Here is an 18,954-nt window from a genome sequence, read left to right as displayed (position 1 = left end):
GATCGGCGCCTTCGCCGCCCCCACCCGCCGCCGGGGACCACAACTTTTCCGGATCATCATTCCGGAGACGGCGGTTCACTCGGCCGCCTTCACGAGCTGGGGCACATCATGATCGCGGGGCGTGACAGTTTCAGCCAGTCGCCTACCCTCCGTGACATCACCGCTCTTCCGCATGCCACTCGTACGTGGGTACGGCACACCGCGGAAACGCACCGCTTCCGCTCGTCGGGCGCCGTCCTCTCCGCGGCACTGCCCCCACGCGCCCCCTCCCCGCCGTACCCCTGGGGGTGGCGCTTCCCCCGCGCCCCCTGTCCCGCATGGCAGGATCGGAAGGCCATGACTGCGCCCACGAAGCCCCCGCACAGCAGCCCCTCCGACACCCCCGCCGGGCCTCCCGGCGGAGAGCACCTGCACACCCCCGTCATCGACTGGTTCGACGAGCACGCCCGCGATCTGCCGTGGCGGCGCCCGGAAGCCGGGCCCTGGGGGGTGATGGTCAGCGAGTTCATGTTGCAGCAGACGCCGGTCAGCCGCGTCCTGCCGGTCTACGAGCAGTGGCTGGCCCGCTGGCCGCGCCCCGCCGACCTCGCGAAGGAGGCCCCCGGTGAGGCCGTGCGCGCGTGGGGCCGGCTCGGCTATCCGCGTCGCGCTCTGCGCCTGCACGGGGCGGCCGTCGCGATAACCGAACGGCACGGCGGCGACGTACCCACCGACCACGCCCAGCTCCTCGCACTGCCCGGCATCGGGGAGTACACGGCCGCGGCGGTCGCGTCCTTCGCGTACGGACAGCGGCACGCCGTCCTCGACACCAATGTCCGCCGCGTCTTCGCGCGCGCCGTCACCGGCGTGCAATACCCGCCTAACGCCACCACCGCCGCCGAACGCAAGCTGGCCCGCGCCCTGTTGCCGACGGAGGAGCGGACGGCCGCCCGCTGGGCCGCCGCCTCCATGGAGCTCGGCGCGCTGGTGTGCACCGCCAAAAACGAGTCCTGCCACCGCTGTCCGATCGCCGCCCAGTGCGCCTGGCGGCTCGCGGGCAAGCCGGAGCACGACGGTCCGGCGCGGCGCGGGCAGACGTACGCCGGTACCGACCGCCAGGTCCGCGGCAAGCTCCTCGCCGTCCTGCGCGAGGCCCACGCGCCCGTGCCGCAGGCCGCGCTCGACCGGGTGTGGCACGAGCCGGTGCAGCGCGCGCGGGCGCTCGACGGACTCGTCGCGGACGGACTTGTCGAGCCCCTGTCCGGTGGTTTGTATCGGCTGCCGTTGACGTAACAGCACCACTCCACACGCCCAAATCACCCTGAACCGGCGCTATTCGGTGCGCCGGTTTACCCCTTTCCTACTTCCGTTACACAACCGACGGACAGCCGAGTGCTGGCCGCGCGCTGTCCCGCACAGCCCCGTGACAACTGCTCCGTAGCTTCATTGGCGTACCGCAGGAGAGCGCGGCACGCAGGACATGGAGAACCGGCAGCGGGCGGGTCGGAAACGGGGATGGAGGCGGTCGATCATGGCGCAGGGCGAGGTGCTCGAGTTCGAGGAGTACGTACGCACCCGGCAGGACGCGTTGCTGCGCAGCGCCCGTCGCCTGGTCCCGGACCCGGTCGATGCCCAGGACCTCCTGCAGACGGCGCTGGCACGCACGTACCACCGCTGGGACGGCATCGCGGACAAGCGGCTCGCGGACGCCTACCTGCGCCGGGTCATGATCAACACCCGTACCGAGTGGTGGCGGGCCCGCAAGCTGGAGGAGGTGCCGACCGAGCAGCTCCCGGACGCCTCGGTCGACGACGCCACCGAGCAGCACGCGGACCGCGCCCTGCTGATGGACATCATGAAAGTGCTCGCCCCGAAACAGCGCAGCGTGGTCGTGCTGCGACACTGGGAGCAGATGTCCACGGAGGAGACGGCCGCCGCGCTCGGCATGTCGGCCGGAACGGTCAAGAGCACGCTGCACCGGGCCCTCGCCAGGCTCCGCGAGGAGCTGGAGAGCCGTGATCTGGACGCACGCGCGCTGGAGCGTGAGGAGCGGGAGCGTTGCACGGCGGCCTGACGGACGCGGACCCCTCACGGGGCCGGGGCACTTTGCAGGCGGCGTTCACGGCGGTGGCCGTGCTCGCCGCCCTCGCCCTTTTCGTCTCCGCCTGCGCCACCGGCGGCACCGGCACCCGTGACGAGGGACCGGCGTTCGCCGAGTCCTCGTCGAGCACCGACATGGCGGCCGGGGCCGCCGCACCCTCGGCCTCGCCTTCCAGAGTCCCCGCCTCCGCGCCCTCCGCCTTCACGTCCGACCCCGATGACGACTCCGACTCCTACTCGCTGAGCCGTACGACCGCGGTCAGGTTGGTCAAGAGCGACCCGCTGGTCTCGGCGGAGGTCAAGGACGACCTCAAGCCGTGCGTCGCGGACGAGTACCCGCTCGACGTCGCCTACGGCGACCTGACCGGAGGCTCGTCGGACGACATCGTGGTCAACGTCCTGACCTGCGGCGACGGCGTCGGTGTCGGCTCGTACGTGTATCACGAGGAGCGTGGCGCGTACGAGAACGTGTTCAGCGCCGAGGAGTCCCCGGTCTACGCCGAGATCGACACCAGCGGCAACCTGGTGGTGAGCAGGCAGCTGTACGAGAAGGGCGATCCGGTGTCGAGCCCGTCCGGCGAGGACGTGATCACCTACCGGTGGTCGTCGGCGGGTCACTTCGTCAAGGTGCGCTACGCGCACAATGTGCTCGGCGACCTCGGACCCACCCCGTCGCCCACGGAGTGAACCGATCGGGGCCTACGATCCGATCACTTGTCAACGGCACCACGACTCCCCCACAGACAACGACACCTGCACAGCGCCCCCTAGACAGCGACACGAGGACAGAGAGCAGCGGGATGGCAGACCAGACCCACGTTCTGTTCGTCGAGGACGACGACGTCATCCGCGAGGCCACCCAACTCGCCCTGGAGCGGGACGGCTTCGCGGTCACCGCCATGCCCGACGGGCTGTCGGGCCTGGAGGCGTTCCGCGCCGACCGACCCGACATCGCCCTGCTGGACGTCATGGTCCCGGGCCTGGACGGCGTCAGCCTGTGCCGGCGCATCCGGGACGAGTCGACCGTCCCGGTGATCATGCTGTCGGCGCGCGCGGACTCCATCGACGTGGTGCTGGGCCTGGAGGCGGGCGCCGACGACTACGTCACCAAGCCGTTCGACGGTGCCGTCCTGGTCGCCCGTATCCGCGCGGTGCTGCGCCGCTTCGGGCACGCGGGCGGCGGTGACCGGTCCGAGGAGAGCGGCGCCGCGGCCGACGGCGGGGTGCTGACCTTCGGCGAGCTGGAGATCGACACCGACGGTATGGAGGTGCGCCGGGCCGGGGAGCCGGTGGCCCTCACCCCGACCGAGATGCGACTGCTCCTGGAGTTCTCCTCCGCGCCGGGCACGGTCCTGTCGCGGGACAAGCTCCTGGAGCGGGTGTGGGACTACGGCTGGGGCGGTGACACCCGCGTCGTCGACGTCCATGTGCAGCGACTGCGTACGAAGATCGGCCAGGACCGGATCGAGACGGTCCGCGGTTTCGGCTACAAGTTGAAGGCCTGAGCGGGGCGGACATGCGGGGGAATCTTCGGCGCCTGGTCCCGGCGCGGCTGGAGCGTACGGGCATCCGTACGGGACTGAGGTGGAAGCTCAGCGCGGCGATCGCGCTCGTCGGCGCGCTGGTCGCGATCGCGCTGAGCCTGGTCGTGCACAACGCCGCCCGGGTCTCGATGCTGGACAACGCCCGCGACCTCGCCGACGAACGCATCCAGATCGCCCAGAACAACTACGAGAAGACCGGCCTGGCGAACTTCCCGCACGTCGAGAAGAACGACTCGTCGCTGCCGATGCCGCTGCGGCACAAGGTCGAGCAGGGACGCCGGGCGACCTATGTGACGGACGGGCCGGGCGGGATGCCGGACATCTGGGCGGCCGTACCGGCCAAGGACGGCAATGTGCTGTCCCTGCACACCGGGTTCACCGACCGCAGCACCGACATCCTCAACGACCTGGACCAGGCCCTGGTGATCGGCTCCATCGCGGTCGTCCTCGGCGGCAGCGCGCTCGGCGTGCTGATAGGGGGCCGGCTGTCGAGCCGGCTGCGCAAGGCCGCGGCCGCCGCCAACGAGGTCGCGAGCGGTGAGACGAACGTGCGGGTGCGGGACGCGATCGGCGGGGTCGTACGGGACGAGACGGACGACCTCGCGAGCGCCGTGGACGCCATGCGGGAGGCGCTGGAGCAGCGACTGGAGGCGGAGCGGCGGGTCACCGCGGACATCGCGCACGAGCTGCGCACCCCGGTGACCGGCCTGCTGACCGCGGCCGAGCTCCTCCCCCCTGGCCGGCCGACCGAGCTGGTCCTGGACCGGGCGAAGGCCATGCGCACCCTCGTCGAGGACGTCCTGGAGGTGGCCCGGCTGGACAGCGCGTCCGAGCGGGCGGAGCTCCAGGACATCCTGCTGGGCGAGTTCGTCGCCCGGCGGGTGATGGCGAAGGATCCGGAGATCGACGTCCGGGTGGTGCACGAGTCGATGGTCACGACGGACCCGCGGCGCCTGGAGCGGGTGCTGTTCAACCTGCTTGCCAACGCCGCCCGGCACGGCAGACCGCCCATCCAGGTCACCGTCGAGGGCCGGGTCATCCGGGTCCGCGACCACGGCCCCGGGTTCCCCGAGGACCTCCTCGCCGACGGACCGAGCCGCTTCCGCACCGGCAGCAGCGACCGCGCGGGCCACGGCCACGGCCTCGGCCTCACCATCGCCGCCGGCCAGGCCCGCGTCCTCGGCGCCCGCCTCACCTTCCGCAACATCCGCCCCCCGGGCGCACCCGACGGAGTCCCCGCAGAGGGCGCGGTGGCCGTCCTGTGGCTACCGGAACACGCCCCGACAAACACGGGAAGCTACCCGATGATGCCGTAACCCCGGCCCGCCGTCCCAGGACCGACGGCGTTGCCCAGCACCTCAAAACAAGGCTCCGCGCGCCCCTGAGCATCGGCCCACGCCTCCCAGCCCACCCGGCGTTCGGGGGCGAGGCTCTGCCATCCCGACCCCCCACCCACCCGCGCCTTCTCAGCGCCACCGTGACTTCCAACCGCCCGGCGCCCGAGAACAAGGCCCCGCATCCCAATCTCCCACCCACCCACGCCCTTCAGCGCCGCCCACGGCTTCCAGCCCACCCGGCGTGACGGCGAGGCTCTGCCATCCCAATCCCCCACCCACGCCGCCTCAGCACCGCCCATCTCTCCCAGCCCGCCCGGCGTTCGAGGACGAGGCCCGCATCCCAATCCCCCACTCACCTCGCCCCCTCAGCACCGCCCATGTCTTTCAGCCTGTCCGGCGTTTGAGGACGAGGCCCCTTCAGGGCCGACGGGGGTCTGGGGGCGGAGCCCCCAGGGACCGGGGTCGAAGGGGCAGCGCCCCTGGAGGATGGGACGGGTAGGGGCGGCGGGGGCGAGGAAAAACGCGAAGGCCCCCCGGGGCGGACACCAGCCGGGGGGCCTTCAGCTCAGGTTCGGATCAGACGGCCTCGACGACCTGCATCGGCGCCCCCGCCTCCTCCGTCTCCTCCTTCGGCCCCGCCCCCTTCAGCGGAACCTCCTTCACGAACACCGCAGCGACCAGGGCGAGCACCGCCACCACAGCCCCCAGCAGGAACGCCGAGTGCGTACCGGACGACACCGCATGCTGATACGCCTCACGGGCAGCAACCGGCAGCTTCGCCAGACTCGCCGCATCCAGTTGCGCGGACGACTCCGTCACCTTCGCCCCGATCGCCCCACCCCGCTCGGCCATGACGTCCTGGACCCGGCTGTTGAACAGCGCACCCATGATCGCCACACCGAAGGAGGAACCGAGCGTACGGAAGAGCGTCGTGGACGAGGACGCAACGCCCATGTCCTTCATCTCGACGCTGTTCTGCGCCACCAGCATGGTGATCTGCATCAGACAGCCCATACCGAGCCCGACGACGGCCATGTACACCCCGGACGTGAGCCGCGAGGTGTCCGTGTCCATCAGCGACAGCAGGTACAGCCCGACGACCATCAGCGCACCGCCGACGACCGGGAACACCTTGTACCGCCCGGTGTTCGTGGTCACCCGCCCCGCCACCATCGACGTCACGAGCATCGCACCGAGCATCGGAAGGAGCAGCAGCCCGGAGTTGGTCGCGGACGCACCCTGCACGGACTGCTGGTACAGCGGCAGGAACAGCGTCGCACCGAACATCACGAACCCGGTGATGAAGCCGATGAGGGACATCAGCGTGAAGTTGCGGCTGCGGAAGATGTGCAGCGGCACAACCGGCTCGGCGGCCTTGGTCTGCCAGAACACGAACCCGATCAGCGCGGCGACACCGATGCCGATGAGCTCCATGATCCGCGCCGAGGACCAGGCGTACTCCGTACCGCCCCACGTGGTGACCAGCACGATCGCGGTGATGCCGATGGTCAGCAGCCCGGCACCGAGGTAGTCGATGCGTGCCTCGGCCCGCTTCTTCGGCAGATGCAGCACGGCGCTGATCGCGGCGAGCGCGACGACACCGAGCGGCAGGTTGATGTAGAAGGCCCAGCGCCAGCCCCAGTGGTCGGTGATGGTGCCGCCGACCAGCGGTCCGCCGATCATGGCGAGCGCCATGACGCCGGCCATCATGCCCTGGTACTTGCCCCGCTCCCGCGGCGGAATGAGGTCACCGATGATCGCCATGACACCGACCATCAGACCACCGGCGCCAAGGCCCTGAACGGCCCGGAACCCGATGAGCTGTCCCATGTCCTGGGCCATACCGCTGAGCGCCGACCCGATCAGGAAGAGCACGATCGACGACATGAAGGCGCCCTTGCGCCCGTACATGTCACCGATCTTCCCCCACAGCGGGGTGGAGGCGGCGGTCGCCAGCGTGTACGCCGTCACGACCCAGGAGAGATGCTCGAGCCCGCCCAGCTCACCGACGATCGTCGGCATCGCGGTGCCCACGATCATGTTGTCGAGCATCGCCAGCATCATCGTGATCATCAGTGCGAGCAGGACGACCCGCACGCTCTTCGGTTGCTTGTCGTCTTCCGGCTCGACCACTGTCTGTGTGTCCGCCATCACTCCCACTCCCCCAGCTACTTACTTGCCGCCCGGCAAGTTGACTACACTGGGGAAGGTAGCCCCGTAACTAGCCGGGCGTCAAGTAAGTTTTGTTCAAAGCCGATGGCTTCACGGAGAATGGGCGGCACCATGGACGGCACCAAGCAGCGGCGCCGCGGGGACACCCGCCAGCGCATCCAGGACGTGGCGCTCGACCTCTTCGCCGAGCAGGGCTACGAGAAGACCTCCCTGCGCGAGATCGCCGAGAGCCTGGACGTCACCAAGGCGGCGCTCTACTACCACTTCAAGACCAAGGAAGAGATCCTGGTCAGCATCTTCGACGATCTGACCCAGCCGATCCTCGACCTGATCGAGTGGGGCAGGCAGCAGCCGCACACCCTGGAGACGAAGCAGGAGATCGTACGGCGCTACAGCGGCATCCTCGCCAACGCCACCCCCCTGTTCCGCTTCATGCAGGAGAACCAGGCGGCCGTACGGGAACTGCGGGTCGGCGAGACCTTCAAGGAGCGCATGCAGGGGCTGCGCGACATCATGATCGACCCGGAGGCGGACCTGGTCGACCAGGTCCGCTACACCAGCGCGATCTTCACCCTGCACGCCGGGATGTTCTTCCTCCAGGACCTCGCGGGCGACCCCGAGGACAAGCGCAGGGCGGTCCTGGAGGTGGCGTCGGACCTGGTCACCCAGGCCCACGAAGGCGCCCGCAGGAAGCCCTAGACGACCCTGGCCGGACCTAGACGGTCACGCCCTTCGTGCGCAGGAAGGCGACGGGGTCGATCGCCGAGCCGTAGTTGGCGGTCGTACGGATCTCGAAGTGCAGGTGCGGGCCACTGGAGTTGCCCGTGTTGCCGGACAGGGCGATGCGCTGGCCGGTCTTGACGACCTGGCCGACCTTCACGTTGATGCGCGAGAGGTGGGCGTACTGCGAGTAGGTCTTGTTGGCGTGCTTGATGACGATGGCATTGCCGTACGCCGGTCCGTCACCGGCCCCGTTGCCGCCGGCCTTGACGACGGTGCCGCCGTGCGCGGCGAAGACCTGGGTGCCGCTGGCCACGGCGAAGTCCTGCCCGCTGTGGGTGGACTGCCACAGGGCGCCGGACTGCGCGAAGCTCGCGCTGAGCTTGTACTTCTTCACCGGGTCGACCCAGGAGACGGTCTTGCCGGTCTCCGCGGCCGCCGCGACCCCGGTCCCCAGCACGGCCGCGGCCCCCAGACCGACGGCCACCACGGCGGCACGGGTACGGAGCAGGGACGTACGGGAAGAACGGGACGAAACGCGCTGGGACATCGAAACCTCATGGGGACGGGGACAGAAAAGCCACCCGGCGCACAAGCCGCTGCCGGATGGGGCATCCCTTGGTAACCCGGAGGCCTCGGAAGCCCCAAACCGCTGATCTACGACGGAAGCTAGTACTTCATCCCAAAAATGCCCGCTTCTTGACAGAGCACGTATCTGGAATGAATCCACCCATGACGGCATAACCAGCCTGGGAGTTCCGGGCTGAAAGTCCCTTTTGCGCAATCTCGGCTATCCACTATTCCCCCTAGTAACGGACAAATCGCCTGTGCGTCATATCACCGGCCATAGAGGCCCGCGCGACCCCGTCCCCGAAATCATGTGACGCACACCTCTTGGCACTTACCCTCCAGTAACCCTACGGTTCCCCTCGCGCCACCCACGCCGACGAGCATGCACGCGACAACGGCAGCGTTATTGACGTGAGAGGACCCCCCACAGATGACGAACCGACGCCCCTTGGTGCGCCGTATGGCCGTCACCGCCGTCTCCACGGCGGCCCTCGTGTCACTCGCCGCCCCGGCCGAGGCCGCGACCACCGAAGACGTCGGCTACACCACCTGGCAGCAGGACTGCCGGGCGGTCATGGACCAGGCGCTGCCGTACCTGAAGCAGCGGATCGCCGCCGCCAAGCCGGGCGAGAAGCAGGCCATCGTCTTCGACATCGACAACACCACCCTGGAGACCGACTTCGGCTTCAGCTACCCCCAGCCGGCCAACGAGCCGGTCCTGGATGTGGCGGAGTACGCCCAGGACCACGGCGTCTCCCTCTTCTTCGTGACGGCCCGCCCCGGCATCATCTACTCGTTCACCGACTACAACCTCGATCACGTCGGGTACGACGTCTCCGGCCTCTACGTCCGCAGCTTCATCGACCTCTTCAAGGACGTCGCCGCCTACAAGACCGCCCAGCGCGTCGCCATCGAGAACAAGGGCTACACGATCATCGCGAACATCGGCAACAACACCACCGACCTGTCGGGCGGCCACGCCGAGAAGACGTACAAGCTCCCGGACTACGACGGCCAGCTGTCCTGAGTCGTCCCGCTCGACTCCGGGTAGCCTCACCCTCGTTCGCGTGGTCACGGGGGTGGGGCGGATGGATCCGGCGGTACTCGGCAGCAAGCTCGCGTCCGGCCTGGTGGCCTCCCTCGTACGGAAACTCTTCGTGGCGGACGCCCCGGGAGCGGGCCTCGTCGACAAGCCGGTACGCCTGACCGCCCTGGTCTCCTTCCGCGGCGAGAAGCGGACGCTGGGCGAGAAGGAGGTCCGCGCCCTGGCTCGACGGCTGGTCGGCGCGGCGACGGACTCCCCCGGCGAACCCCCGTTCCCCGCCGACGAGGAACCAGCAGTCACCGACGCCGTGACCGCCCGCCTTCTCGCCCTCGGCGACCTCGACATGGACGACGTCCAGGCCGTACGCCTGGGCCACCGCGAACTCGCCCGACAACTCCGCGCCCAGGCACCCCCAGCCCTCGGCCTCTCCACCGACGCCGGCCATTTCCTCGACTCGGCAACCGAGTGGGCCTGCCTCCACATCCTGGACTTCTTCACACGCCGGTCCACGTTCGTGGCACGGACCCTGGTGGAGCAGACCCGCGTCCAGTCGGAACTGATCGCCCGGCTCGACGAGTTGATCACGCGCATCCCACGCCCCGACGCCCGCGACGCCGCGTTCGAACGCCGCTACCTCCCGTACGTGGCCGAGCAGCACAACCACATCACCATCTACGGCATCGACCTGCGCGACTCCCCCGACCGCTGGCCGCTCGAAGTGGCCTACCTCAGCCTGGAAGCCACCGGTGACGAGGACCGCGCGGCCTCCGGAGCGCGGGCCGAGAGCGCGTTCAGCGTTCATCTTCCCGCCGAGGAAGCCCTCCTGGTCCACGACCGCGTCCTGCTACGTGGAGACGCGGGCTCGGGCAAGACGACCCTGGTGCAGTGGCTCGCCGTGACCGCCGCCCGCAACGGGGACCGCATTCCGTACGTCCTCCCGCTGCGCACCCTGATCCGCGCGGGCACACTCCCGTCGCCGAACCGGCTCCTGGCCGCGGTGAGCTGTCCGCTGACACCCCCGGACGGCTGGGCCGAGCGGGTACTGGCCACCCGACGCGCGCTGGTCCTCGTAGACGGCCTGGACGAGATTCCCGCCGCGGACCGGCACCGCACCCGGGCCTGGCTCCTCGGCCTGATCCACGCCTACCCGGGCAACCAGTGGCTGCTGACCTCGCGCCCCACGGCCGTACGCTCCGACTGGCTCACCGCAGAGGACTTCCGCGAGCTCGTCCTCGCGCCGATGCGCCCGGCCGAGGTCACGACGTTCGTCCGCCGGTGGCACGAAGCCGCACAGGCCCGCGACTACCTCGGGCCGCTGTTGGACGCGCTGCGCACCAAACGGGACCTGGCCCGGCTCGCCACCAACCCGCTGATGTGCGGCCTGATCTGCGCCCTCCACCGCGAACGCCGCGGCTATCTGCCCATCAACCGACCGGAGTTGTACGACGCCGCCCTGTCGATGCTGCTGGCCCGCCGGGACCGGGAGCGAGGGATGGGGACTCCCGACGGCATCGACCTCAGTCAGGGAGCCCGTTCCGAACTGCTGCGGCGCATCGCCTACGCGCTGATCCTGAGCGGCCGGACGGAGATGGAACAGGACGCGGCACGGGCCGTCGTGGAACGCGCGTTGCCCAGCATCGCGATGCCTCCCGATCAGCAGGACGCCGGGGAGATCTTCCGCCACCTCCTGCTGCGGAGCGGCCTGCTGCGCGAACCGGCACCGAAGATCGTGGACTTCGTGCACCGGACCTTCCAGGACTATCTGGGAGCCCTGGCCGCCGTCGAGGAGGGCCACATCGACGTGCTGGTCAGTCACGCCCACGAGCCGCAGTGGGAGGACGTGATCCGCATGGCCGTGGTGCACGCCCGGCCGCACGAGCGGGTCGACCTCCTGCGCAAGCTTCTGGCCCTCGGCCACACCCGCACCGATCTGCTGGCCCTGGCCTGCCTGGAGGACGCGACGTCCCTGCTCCCACAGGTGCGGGCGGAGGTCGAGGAGCGGGCGGCCCTGCTGATACCGCCGCAGTCCAAGGCGGAGGCGCAGGTCCTCGCCCAGGCCGGCCCACTGATCCTGGAGCTGTTGCCCGGGCCGGAAAGGCTGACCGCGGCGGAGGCGGCCGCGGTGACGCGCACAGCGGCACTGGTGGGCACCGAGGGGGCGCTGCCCGTCCTGAAAGAGTTCCGTAACCACCCCGATCTGGCGGTGCGCGCGCAACTGGTCGGAGCCTGGAGCCAGTTCGACGCCGACGAATACGCCGACGAGGTCCTTACGCACGTGGCCGCCGCCGACCTCTTCATCACGGTGCGGGAGGAAACCCAGCTGCGCGCGCTGCCCCGGCTCGGTCCCCGGCCCAGGGTCCGTTTCAACGGGACCCACGACCCGTCACCGCTCCTCGCGGCGCTGAGCAAGAAGACACTCAGCCACCTGGTGATCTACGAAAACAGCCTGCTGAGCGATCTGACGCCGCTGCGTTCCGCGCCCGGTCTGACCTACCTGCACCTGCACCGCTGTCCCGGGATCGGAGACCTGTCACCGCTCGCCGACACGCAGCTCGCCGAGCTTCACATGTGCTGGACCGGTCGCGGCGCGCAGTTCACCGGCCTGGACCGATGCCACGGACTACGCCACCTGGGACTCGACGGAGAACTCTCCTGGGGCGTCCCCCTGTCCAGGTTCCTCCCCACCACGGCTCCGCTCGAGTTCCTGTTCCTGGCCCACGGGGCGGTGGAAAGCCGAGGACTCGAGGACATCGGCCAGTGGCCCACGCTGCGGACCCTCAACCTGGGGCCGAGCCCCGGCCGTCTGTGGCGACGGGACTGGGAAGCCATCGCACGGCTGCCGCGGCTCACCCACCTGACCCTGCACAACTCGGTGCTGGACCTCCTTGACGACACTCCGCAGATGCCGGGCGTCGAGGTACTGCGGGTGACACATCTGAACGGCTGGGAGGAACTGTCCAGGCTGGCTCTGTGCTGCCCCCGCGTCCGTGAGGTGACCCTGACCCCCGCCACGGACCGGACCATCGAGGTCGATCGGTACCGGGACGTCTTCCCGGACGCGGAGGTCACGGTCGAGTCCCTCTGACAAGGCGCCCGGGGCGACGGCCCCCGCCACGCATGCCGAAGGGGCCGGCGCCTCCACGGCACCGGCCCCTTCTCCGCGCAATCCCCGAAGGGCTACGCGTCCTTGCTCAGATTCGGCCCAGCCCCGCCGGCCGCCTGCTCGATCGGCGGAACGTCCGGCAGCGCCGACTTCTCCTCGCCGCGGAAGGTGAAGGTCTGGGTCTCGCCCTCGCCCTCCGTGTCCACGACGACGATGTGACCGGGGCGCAGCTCGCCGAAGAGGATCTTCTCCGAGAGCGTGTCCTCGACCTCGCGCTGGATCGTGCGACGCAGCGGCCGCGCGCCCAGGACGGGGTCGTAACCCTTCTTGGACAGCAGCTCCTTGGCGGACTGGGAGAGCTCGATGCCCATGTCCCGGTCCTTGAGGCGCTCGTCGACCTTGCCGATCATCAGGTCGACGATCCGCAGGATGTCCTCCTGCGTCAGCTGCGGGAAGACGACCACGTCGTCGACGCGGTTGAGGAACTCGGGCCGGAAGTGCTGCTTGAGCTCGTCCGAGACCTTGTTCTTCATGCGCTCGTAGTTGGACTTCTTGTCGCCCGAGGCCGCGAAGCCCAGGTTGAAGCCCTTGGAGATGTCCCGGGTGCCGAGGTTGGTCGTCATGATGATGACCGTGTTCTTGAAGTCCACGACCCGGCCCTGGGAGTCGGTCAGACGACCGTCCTCCAGGATCTGGAGCAGCGAGTTGAAGATGTCCGGGTGGGCCTTCTCGACCTCGTCGAAGAGAACCACCGAGAACGGCTTGCGCCGCACCTTCTCCGTCAGCTGGCCGCCCTCTTCGTAGCCCACGTAACCGGGGGGCGAACCGAAGAGACGCGAGACCGTGTGCTTCTCGCTGAACTCCGACATGTCGAGGGAGATCAGCGCGTCCTCGTCACCGAAGAGGAACTCGGCGAGCGCCTTGGACAGCTCGGTCTTACCGACACCGGACGGGCCGGCGAAGATGAACGAACCACCGGGACGCTTCGGGTCCTTGAGGCCCGCACGCGTACGACGGATCGCCTTCGACAGCGCCTTGACGGCGTCGACCTGGCCGATGACCCGCTTGTGGAGCTCGTCCTCCATGCGCAGCAGACGCGAGGACTCCTCCTCGGTCAGCTTGAAGACCGGGATGCCGGTGGCGGTCGCGAGGACCTCGGCGATCAGCTCGCCGTCGACCTCGGCGACGACGTCCATGTCGCCGGCCTTCCACTCCTTCTCGCGCTTGGCCTTCGCGGCGAGGAGCTGCTTCTCCTTGTCGCGCAGGGACGCGGCCTTCTCGAAGTCCTGCGAGTCGATCGCGGACTCCTTGTCCCGGCGGACACCGGCGATCTTCTCGTCGAACTCGCGGAGGTCCGGCGGGGCCGTCATCCGGCGGATGCGCATCCGGGAGCCCGCCTCGTCGATCAGGTCGATCGCCTTGTCGGGGAGGAAGCGGTCCGAGATGTAGCGGTCGGCCAGCGTCGCGGCCTGGACCAGCGCCTCGTCCGTGATGGAGACGCGGTGGTGGGCCTCGTACCGGTCGCGCAGACCCTTGAGGATCTCGATCGTGTGCGGGAGCGAGGGCTCGGCGACCTGGATGGGCTGGAAGCGGCGCTCGAGGGCCGCGTCCTTCTCCAGGTGCTTGCGGTACTCGTCCAGCGTGGTGGCACCGATGGTCTGCAGCTCGCCGCGGGCCAGCATCGGCTTCAGGATCGAAGCCGCGTCGATGGCGCCCTCGGCGGCACCCGCACCGACGAGCGTGTGCAGCTCGTCGATGAACAGGATGATGTCGCCGCGGGTGCGGATCTCCTTGAGCACCTTCTTCAGGCGCTCCTCGAAGTCACCGCGGTAGCGGGAGCCGGCGACCAGCGCGCCGAGGTCGAGGGTGTAGAGGTGCTTGTCCTTGAGGGTCTCGGGCACCTCGCCCTTGACGATGGCCTGGGCGAGGCCCTCGACGACGGCGGTCTTGCCGACGCCGGGCTCACCGATCAGGACCGGGTTGTTCTTGGTACGGCGGGACAGCACCTGCATGACCCGCTCGATCTCCTTCTCGCGCCCGATGACCGGGTCGAGCTTGGACTCACGAGCGGCCTGGGTGAGGTTCCGGCCGAACTGGTCGAGGACCAGGGACGTCGAGGGGGTGCCCTCGGCAGGCCCGCCGGCGGTGGCGGTCTCCTTGCCCTGGTAGCCGGAGAGCAGCTGGATGACCTGCTGCCGCACCCGGTTGAGATCAGCACCCAGCTTGACCAGGACCTGGGCGGCGACGCCCTCGCCCTCACGGATCAGGCCGAGCAGGATGTGCTCCGTGCCGATGTAGTTGTGGCCCAGCTGAAGAGCCTCGCGGAGCGACAGCTCCAGGACCTTCTTGGCACGGGGGGTGAAGGGGATGTGCCCGGACGGGGCCTGCTGCCCCTGCCCGATGATCTCCTCCACCTGCTGGCGGACCGCCTCGAGCGAAATCCCGAGGCTCTCAAGGGCCTTGGCGGCGACACCCTCACCCTCGTGGATCAGGCCCAGGAGGATGTGCTCGGTGCCGATGTAGTTGTGGTTGAGCATCCGGGCTTCTTCCTGAGCCAGGACGACAACCCGCCGCGCGCGGTCGGTGAACCTCTCGAACATCGTTAATCGCTCCTCAGAGCGGTCAGGCAGTGGGGGGAACTTCCCCTCCCTGTCCTTCCGCAGCTTAGTCCCGCAAGCGGGGACCGCTCATTCCAACTGCCGACACCGTCCTTGGCCTCCTGACCCCGAACGCCGACATCTGCTCCAACCCGATGGTGCGAGACGATGTTCCCGCAGGCCAGGCAGTTACCCCTACCTCCAGTACGCCGATGGCGAACGTGAGACGTCCTGTCCTGCGTGTCGCCCCCTCCCACTAGGGATGTCTTACCCGCTGGGACTGACACTCCATGCCGAGCGCACCGGTTCCCTCCGCTACGGGCGAACAACCTTGCGCCGCGCCACACCTCCGAACGCCCCTTCTTTCGGAACTCTGCGCTACTACCGGGATACCCAGCGTAACTCGGGCGTCCTTCCGGAGGTTTCACTTGGCATGGTTGGCACAGTTCCCCCGGTCACCACGGTCCCCTTCCCCCGGCGGCCGCTCGAGTCGAGCGATCAGGTCCGCCGGTGGTACGAGAACGAACTGGGGTGGCCGACGGTGCCCGGGACGCCCGGATCTCCGCTGCGACTTTCCGTGGGCCCGCGCTTCGACGTCCTGGACGTGCCGTTCGAGGCGGGCCGGGCCGGTCTGCGCCATCTGGCACCGGGCTCCCCGGTGGCCGTGCAGGGCGACCGGATGCGGCTGCTGCTGGCCGCGGGCAGCGCGGACGAGGTGCCCGGGGTGCTGGACTGGCTGGAGTGGGGCGGGCTGCCGCTCGATCTGGCGGCCATCGGCGAGGGCGGGGTGATGGACGCACCGCCGCATCCCGGGCCGGGGGCGCCCGCCGACGTCGTACGGCTGCTTCCCGAGCAGGGATCCGGCGACGTCGTACGACGTCCTCACGCGCCCGGTGCGGGTGCCGCGCGGTGTCTTCCCGAGCCGGGCCCTACCGGACCGCGACCGCTTCCGGCCGGTCCCTCCGGTGCCTTGCAGGGGGCCGCCGTGTGGCTGCGGCCCCCCGTGCCGGGGTGCGAGGCCGAGACCTCGCTGCCGACGCTGTCGGCCTTGGGGGGCGGTGGGGGCGCCCCCGATCTCGTAAGGCTGCTGGCCACGGTGGCGACGTGCTGCCACCGTCTGCGGCTGCGCGCGTGCGCTCAGCCACCCGCCCGTTCATAGGCGTCGCGCTCAGGCGTTGGCCTTCTCGTAGGCCTCACGGATGGACGCGGGAACACGGCCGCGGTCATTGACCTCGAGACCGTTCTCCTTCGCCCACGCGCGGATCTGCGCGGTGTCCTGGCTGCCGCCGGAAGTGGCGCGCGCCTTTCCGCGGCCTCCCGCGGCGCGGCCTCCGGTACGACGACCGCCCTTCACGTAAGCCTCGAGAAGGCCACGGAGCTTGTCCGCATTGGCAGTCGTGAGATCGATCTCGTACGTCTTGCCGTCCAACGCGAACGTCACGGTCTCGTCCGCCTCGCCGCCGTCGAGGTCGTCGACAAGAAGGACCTGAACCTTCTGTGCCACCGGATTTCCTTTCATCGATAACTTGAGGGACTGGGGTCTGCGGCGTCCGCCGTTTCGCCGCCCCCTGTTATATGCAGTACTGCAGTACGTCGGAAAGCAAACCGCTTTTGCTGGGAAAACACAAACCCCTGGGAGAGACGGACTGGCCACCTCCGGTCCGGAAACATGCGCGTTTCGGACATAGGGAACCTGGGCAGGGCCGTCCCATGGAATAGGGCAAGACGATCACAGATGCAGAAGCATCCGACTGTTGCCCAAGGTGTTCGGTTTCACTCGTTCGAGACCGAGGAACTCCGCGACACCCTCGTCATAGGAACGCAGCAGCTCCGCGTAGACATCGGTGTCGACCGGAGTCTCGCCGATCTCGACGAAGCCGTGCTTGCCGAAGAAGTCCACTTCGAAGGTCAGACAGAAAACCCGGCGAACACCGAGCCAGCGCGCGGTGTGCAGCAACTTCTCCAGCAACTGATGACCGACGCCGGCGCCCTTCAGTCCGAGCTTCACGGCGAGAGTGCGCACTTCAGCGAGGTCTTCCCACATGACGTGCAGTGCGCCGCAGCCGACCACCTCGCCGTTGTCATCGCGTTCGGCGACCCAGAACTCCTGGATGTCCTCGTAAAGCGTCACGGTGGCTTTGTCGAGCAGGATGCGGGCGCGGACGTACTCGTCGAGGAGACTGCGTACGGCCGGGACATCGCTGGTGCGGGCCCGCCGGACCGTGATGGCTTTTGCGCTGACTTCGGTACTCCGGGCGGACGAGCTCTCTGCTGACATGTGCGGACGCTATCGCCCGTCACCCTCCGGCGCCGAGCCGGGGTTCTCGCCGCCGGTTTCGGCAGCGGTATCCCGTGGGGCTTCGACGGTTTCCGGTCCTTGGACGATGTGTACGGCGTCCCGCAGCGACAGCCGCTGTTCCTCGCTCATCATGCCGAAGAACGCGACGAGAGCGGCGGCGGGGTTGTCACTCTGCGACCAGGCCTCGTTCATCAGCGCCGCTGCGTAGGCGGCCCGGGTGGAGACGGCTTCATATCGATAGGCACGCCCTTCGGCCTCCCGTCGCACCCAGCCCTTCTGATGGAGATTGTCCAAAACGGTCATCACCGTGGTGTAGGCGATGGACCGTTCCTGTTGAAGGTCTTCCAGGACTTCCCGAACGGTCACCGGGCGGTTCCACTTCCACACCCGCGTCATGACCGCGTCTTCGAGTTCTCCCAATGGGCGAGGCACAGCTCAGCACAATAGTGGGAGAAACCGTCATTGGCGTGCCGGACGTGCGGTTGACCGGCAAACAGGAACAAAAAGGGCGTACGACTCGGAAAAAGAGAGTCGTACGCCGATGAGGGCGCGTCGGCCGGGAGGCTCAGGCGTCGCCGCGCGCGGAGGCCTGCTGGGTGCCCTCCACGCGCGCGAGGGCGGCGTCGACGGCCGCATCCTCCTTGGCCTTGTTGGCCCCGCCCTGGGTCTTCACGATCACCCTGATCACGCCGATGAAGAACACGGCCATGACGACCGGGGGCACGAGCGCGGAGACGTAGTCCATGCGTCCAGGGTAGCCACGGGCCGGACGCGGGCGGGGCCGGGGGTGCGTGCGGGCCCGGGGGACGGCCCGCACGCGGCTCAGCCCGCGGCGAGCTGCTGCGGCGGGTTCGAGGGCGGCGGGGCCGGCTTGCGGCGGGGGAAGACCTCGCCGGGGGTGGGGATGGGGCGCTCGGGGGCCGGCTTGGGGGTGGCCGGTTTGTCCATGGGCTTCTTCTCCGGCTGCTCGGGCTTCTCGGCGGGCTCCGCGGCAAGGTCCTCGTCGGCGCCCGGGGAGCGGTCCGAAAGACCCCCGGGAAGGGCCAGGAGGCGGGTACGGGAGGCCGGGACGGCCGGGGTGGTGCGCCGGGCCGTCCCGCGTGCGAGACGGGCGCGGATGCCCTGCTCGGCGAGGACCAGACAGCGGTCGAGCAGGGCCGCCGCGACGGGGTTGCCGCGCAGGGCCCGCAAGGAGGCGAGGTCGTCGACCTCCGGACGGTACCCGGCGCTCAGCGCTTCCTCCAGGAGGGCGAGGTAGCCGGCGGCGGTGCCGGGCAGGGCGGCGCGGTACCGGGCGAGGTCGGCCACCAGGAAGGCACGCAGCCGGGCGCCCTCACGCATCGCCTCGTCGAGGGAGTCGGCTAGGCGGAGACAGTCCTGAACATCCTCGGCCGAGGCGGTTCGGGGGTGAAGGGCAAGAGCGAGAGCGCGGCGGAGCACACGCAGCTCCTCCACACCGAACGCCATGCCGCCGCGGGATCCGTATGG

General features: G+C 69.3%; 17 protein-coding genes. 9 read left to right on the top strand and 8 right to left on the bottom strand.

The genetic code is table 11. From position 1 onward, the window contains the following. The first annotated feature begins 336 nt into the window (after positions 1-336). The 5 genes from OG381_RS26365 to cseC all read left to right on the top strand — a co-directional run bounded on the left by OG381_RS26365 (position 337) and on the right by cseC (position 4,939). Complete coding sequence (locus tag OG381_RS26365; RefSeq protein WP_327718547.1) at positions 337-1,272, top strand: A/G-specific adenine glycosylase; 936 nt, start codon at positions 337-339, stop codon at positions 1,270-1,272. 238 nt (positions 1,273-1,510) lie between these two features. Beyond that, positions 1,511-2,053, top strand: coding sequence for a SigE family RNA polymerase sigma factor (locus OG381_RS26360; protein WP_046263315.1), 543 nt, complete (start codon positions 1,511-1,513; stop codon positions 2,051-2,053). Continuing rightward, the gene (locus tag OG381_RS26355) at positions 2,038-2,766 is read left to right on the top strand and encodes a hypothetical protein (RefSeq protein ID WP_327718546.1); all 729 of its coding nucleotides are present in this window, start codon (positions 2,038-2,040) and stop codon (positions 2,764-2,766) included. The genes OG381_RS26360 and OG381_RS26355 overlap by 16 nt, the downstream gene beginning before the upstream one ends. A gap of 113 nt (positions 2,767-2,879) precedes the next feature. Then, complete coding sequence (cseB, locus tag OG381_RS26350; protein WP_307027614.1) at positions 2,880-3,584, top strand: two-component system response regulator CseB; 705 nt, start codon at positions 2,880-2,882, stop codon at positions 3,582-3,584. Positions 3,585-3,595: 11 nt separating this feature from the next. Next, positions 3,596-4,939, top strand: coding sequence for a two-component system sensor histidine kinase CseC (cseC, locus tag OG381_RS26345; protein ID WP_307027616.1), 1,344 nt, complete (start codon positions 3,596-3,598; stop codon positions 4,937-4,939). A gap of 597 nt (positions 4,940-5,536) precedes the next feature. On the opposite strand, the gene OG381_RS26340 is transcribed toward cseC, so the two are convergent. Continuing rightward, on the bottom strand, positions 5,537-7,111 hold the full coding sequence (locus tag OG381_RS26340; RefSeq protein ID WP_327718545.1) for an MDR family MFS transporter: 1,575 nt from the start codon (positions 7,109-7,111) through the stop codon (positions 5,537-5,539). A gap of 120 nt (positions 7,112-7,231) precedes the next feature. Here OG381_RS26340 and OG381_RS26335 point away from each other — a divergent pair, with 120 nt between their 5' ends. After that, positions 7,232-7,831 (top strand): TetR/AcrR family transcriptional regulator, encoded by a 600-nt coding sequence (locus OG381_RS26335; protein WP_327722561.1) that lies wholly within the window; start codon positions 7,232-7,234, stop codon positions 7,829-7,831. 16 nt (positions 7,832-7,847) lie between these two features. Here the strand turns inward: OG381_RS26335 and OG381_RS26330 are convergent, their stop codons facing one another. Further along, positions 7,848-8,402, bottom strand: coding sequence for a M23 family metallopeptidase (locus OG381_RS26330; RefSeq protein ID WP_327718544.1), 555 nt, complete (start codon positions 8,400-8,402; stop codon positions 7,848-7,850). Between the two features lie 450 nt (positions 8,403-8,852). On the opposite strand from OG381_RS26330, the gene OG381_RS26325 reads away from it, so the two are divergent. Together OG381_RS26325 and OG381_RS26320 are read left to right on the top strand one after the other, a co-directional pair. Continuing rightward, positions 8,853-9,449, top strand: a complete 597-nt coding sequence (locus tag OG381_RS26325) for an HAD family acid phosphatase (protein WP_327718543.1) — start codon at positions 8,853-8,855, stop codon at positions 9,447-9,449. Between the two features lie 61 nt (positions 9,450-9,510). Further along, a complete protein-coding gene (locus OG381_RS26320) occupies positions 9,511-12,552 on the top strand; it encodes an NACHT domain-containing protein (protein WP_327718542.1) in 3,042 nt (1,013 codons plus the stop codon). Positions 12,553-12,644: 92 nt separating this feature from the next. On the opposite strand, the gene OG381_RS26315 is transcribed toward OG381_RS26320, so the two are convergent. Further along, the gene (locus OG381_RS26315; protein WP_327718541.1) at positions 12,645-15,170 is read right to left on the bottom strand and encodes an ATP-dependent Clp protease ATP-binding subunit; all 2,526 of its coding nucleotides are present in this window, start codon (positions 15,168-15,170) and stop codon (positions 12,645-12,647) included. Positions 15,171-15,600: 430 nt separating this feature from the next. Here OG381_RS26315 and OG381_RS26310 point away from each other — a divergent pair, with 430 nt between their 5' ends. Beyond that, the gene (locus tag OG381_RS26310) at positions 15,601-16,326 is read left to right on the top strand and encodes an SCO3374 family protein (protein ID WP_327718540.1); all 726 of its coding nucleotides are present in this window, start codon (positions 15,601-15,603) and stop codon (positions 16,324-16,326) included. 9 nt (positions 16,327-16,335) lie between these two features. Here OG381_RS26310 and OG381_RS26305 read toward each other — a convergent pair whose 3' ends face one another. The 5 genes from OG381_RS26305 to OG381_RS26285 all read right to left on the bottom strand — a co-directional run bounded on the left by OG381_RS26305 (position 16,336) and on the right by OG381_RS26285 (position 18,933). After that, positions 16,336-16,671 carry a histone-like nucleoid-structuring protein Lsr2 gene (locus OG381_RS26305; RefSeq protein ID WP_266823828.1) on the bottom strand — a complete coding sequence of 112 codons (336 nt, stop codon included), beginning with the start codon at positions 16,669-16,671 and terminating at the stop codon, positions 16,336-16,338. 225 nt (positions 16,672-16,896) lie between these two features. Further along, the gene (locus OG381_RS26300; RefSeq protein WP_307027628.1) at positions 16,897-17,445 is read right to left on the bottom strand and encodes an amino-acid N-acetyltransferase; all 549 of its coding nucleotides are present in this window, start codon (positions 17,443-17,445) and stop codon (positions 16,897-16,899) included. A 9-nt stretch (positions 17,446-17,454) separates the two neighbouring features. After that, positions 17,455-17,886: a BlaI/MecI/CopY family transcriptional regulator gene (locus tag OG381_RS26295; RefSeq protein ID WP_327718539.1), complete on the bottom strand. Its 432-nt coding sequence runs from the start codon at positions 17,884-17,886 to the stop codon at positions 17,455-17,457. Between the two features lie 145 nt (positions 17,887-18,031). Then, positions 18,032-18,211, bottom strand: coding sequence for a hypothetical protein (locus OG381_RS26290; protein ID WP_327718537.1), 180 nt, complete (start codon positions 18,209-18,211; stop codon positions 18,032-18,034). 77 nt (positions 18,212-18,288) lie between these two features. Then, positions 18,289-18,933, bottom strand: a complete 645-nt coding sequence (locus tag OG381_RS26285) for a hypothetical protein (protein ID WP_327722560.1) — start codon at positions 18,931-18,933, stop codon at positions 18,289-18,291. Positions 18,934-18,954 lie beyond the last annotated feature (21 nt).

The sequence above is a fragment of the Streptomyces sp. NBC_00490 genome, from assembly GCF_036013645.1.
Classification (GTDB): domain Bacteria; phylum Actinomycetota; class Actinomycetes; order Streptomycetales; family Streptomycetaceae; genus Streptomyces; species Streptomyces canus_F.
This window is presented reverse-complemented; position numbering and strand designations above follow the sequence as displayed.

Coding starts and splice junctions, on each gene's coding strand:
- OG381_RS26365 (WP_327718547.1), top strand. CDS start 337: ATGACTGCGCCCACGAAGCCCCCGCACAGCAGCCCCTCCGACACCCCC.
- OG381_RS26360 (WP_046263315.1), top strand. CDS start 1,511: ATGGCGCAGGGCGAGGTGCTCGAGTTCGAGGAGTACGTACGCACCCGG.
- cseB (WP_307027614.1), top strand. CDS start 2,880: ATGGCAGACCAGACCCACGTTCTGTTCGTCGAGGACGACGACGTCATC.
- cseC (WP_307027616.1), top strand. CDS start 3,596: ATGCGGGGGAATCTTCGGCGCCTGGTCCCGGCGCGGCTGGAGCGTACG.
- OG381_RS26340 (WP_327718545.1), bottom strand. CDS start 7,111: ATGGCGGACACACAGACAGTGGTCGAGCCGGAAGACGACAAGCAACCG.
- OG381_RS26335 (WP_327722561.1), top strand. CDS start 7,232: ATGGGCGGCACCATGGACGGCACCAAGCAGCGGCGCCGCGGGGACACC.
- OG381_RS26330 (WP_327718544.1), bottom strand. CDS start 8,402: ATGTCCCAGCGCGTTTCGTCCCGTTCTTCCCGTACGTCCCTGCTCCGT.
- OG381_RS26325 (WP_327718543.1), top strand. CDS start 8,853: ATGACGAACCGACGCCCCTTGGTGCGCCGTATGGCCGTCACCGCCGTC.
- OG381_RS26320 (WP_327718542.1), top strand. CDS start 9,511: ATGGATCCGGCGGTACTCGGCAGCAAGCTCGCGTCCGGCCTGGTGGCC.
- OG381_RS26315 (WP_327718541.1), bottom strand. CDS start 15,170: ATGTTCGAGAGGTTCACCGACCGCGCGCGGCGGGTTGTCGTCCTGGCT.
- OG381_RS26310 (WP_327718540.1), top strand. CDS start 15,601: ATGGTTGGCACAGTTCCCCCGGTCACCACGGTCCCCTTCCCCCGGCGG.
- OG381_RS26300 (WP_307027628.1), bottom strand. CDS start 17,445: ATGTCAGCAGAGAGCTCGTCCGCCCGGAGTACCGAAGTCAGCGCAAAA.
- OG381_RS26290 (WP_327718537.1), bottom strand. CDS start 18,211: ATGGACTACGTCTCCGCGCTCGTGCCCCCGGTCGTCATGGCCGTGTTC.
- OG381_RS26285 (WP_327722560.1), bottom strand. CDS start 18,933: ATGGCGTTCGGTGTGGAGGAGCTGCGTGTGCTCCGCCGCGCTCTCGCT.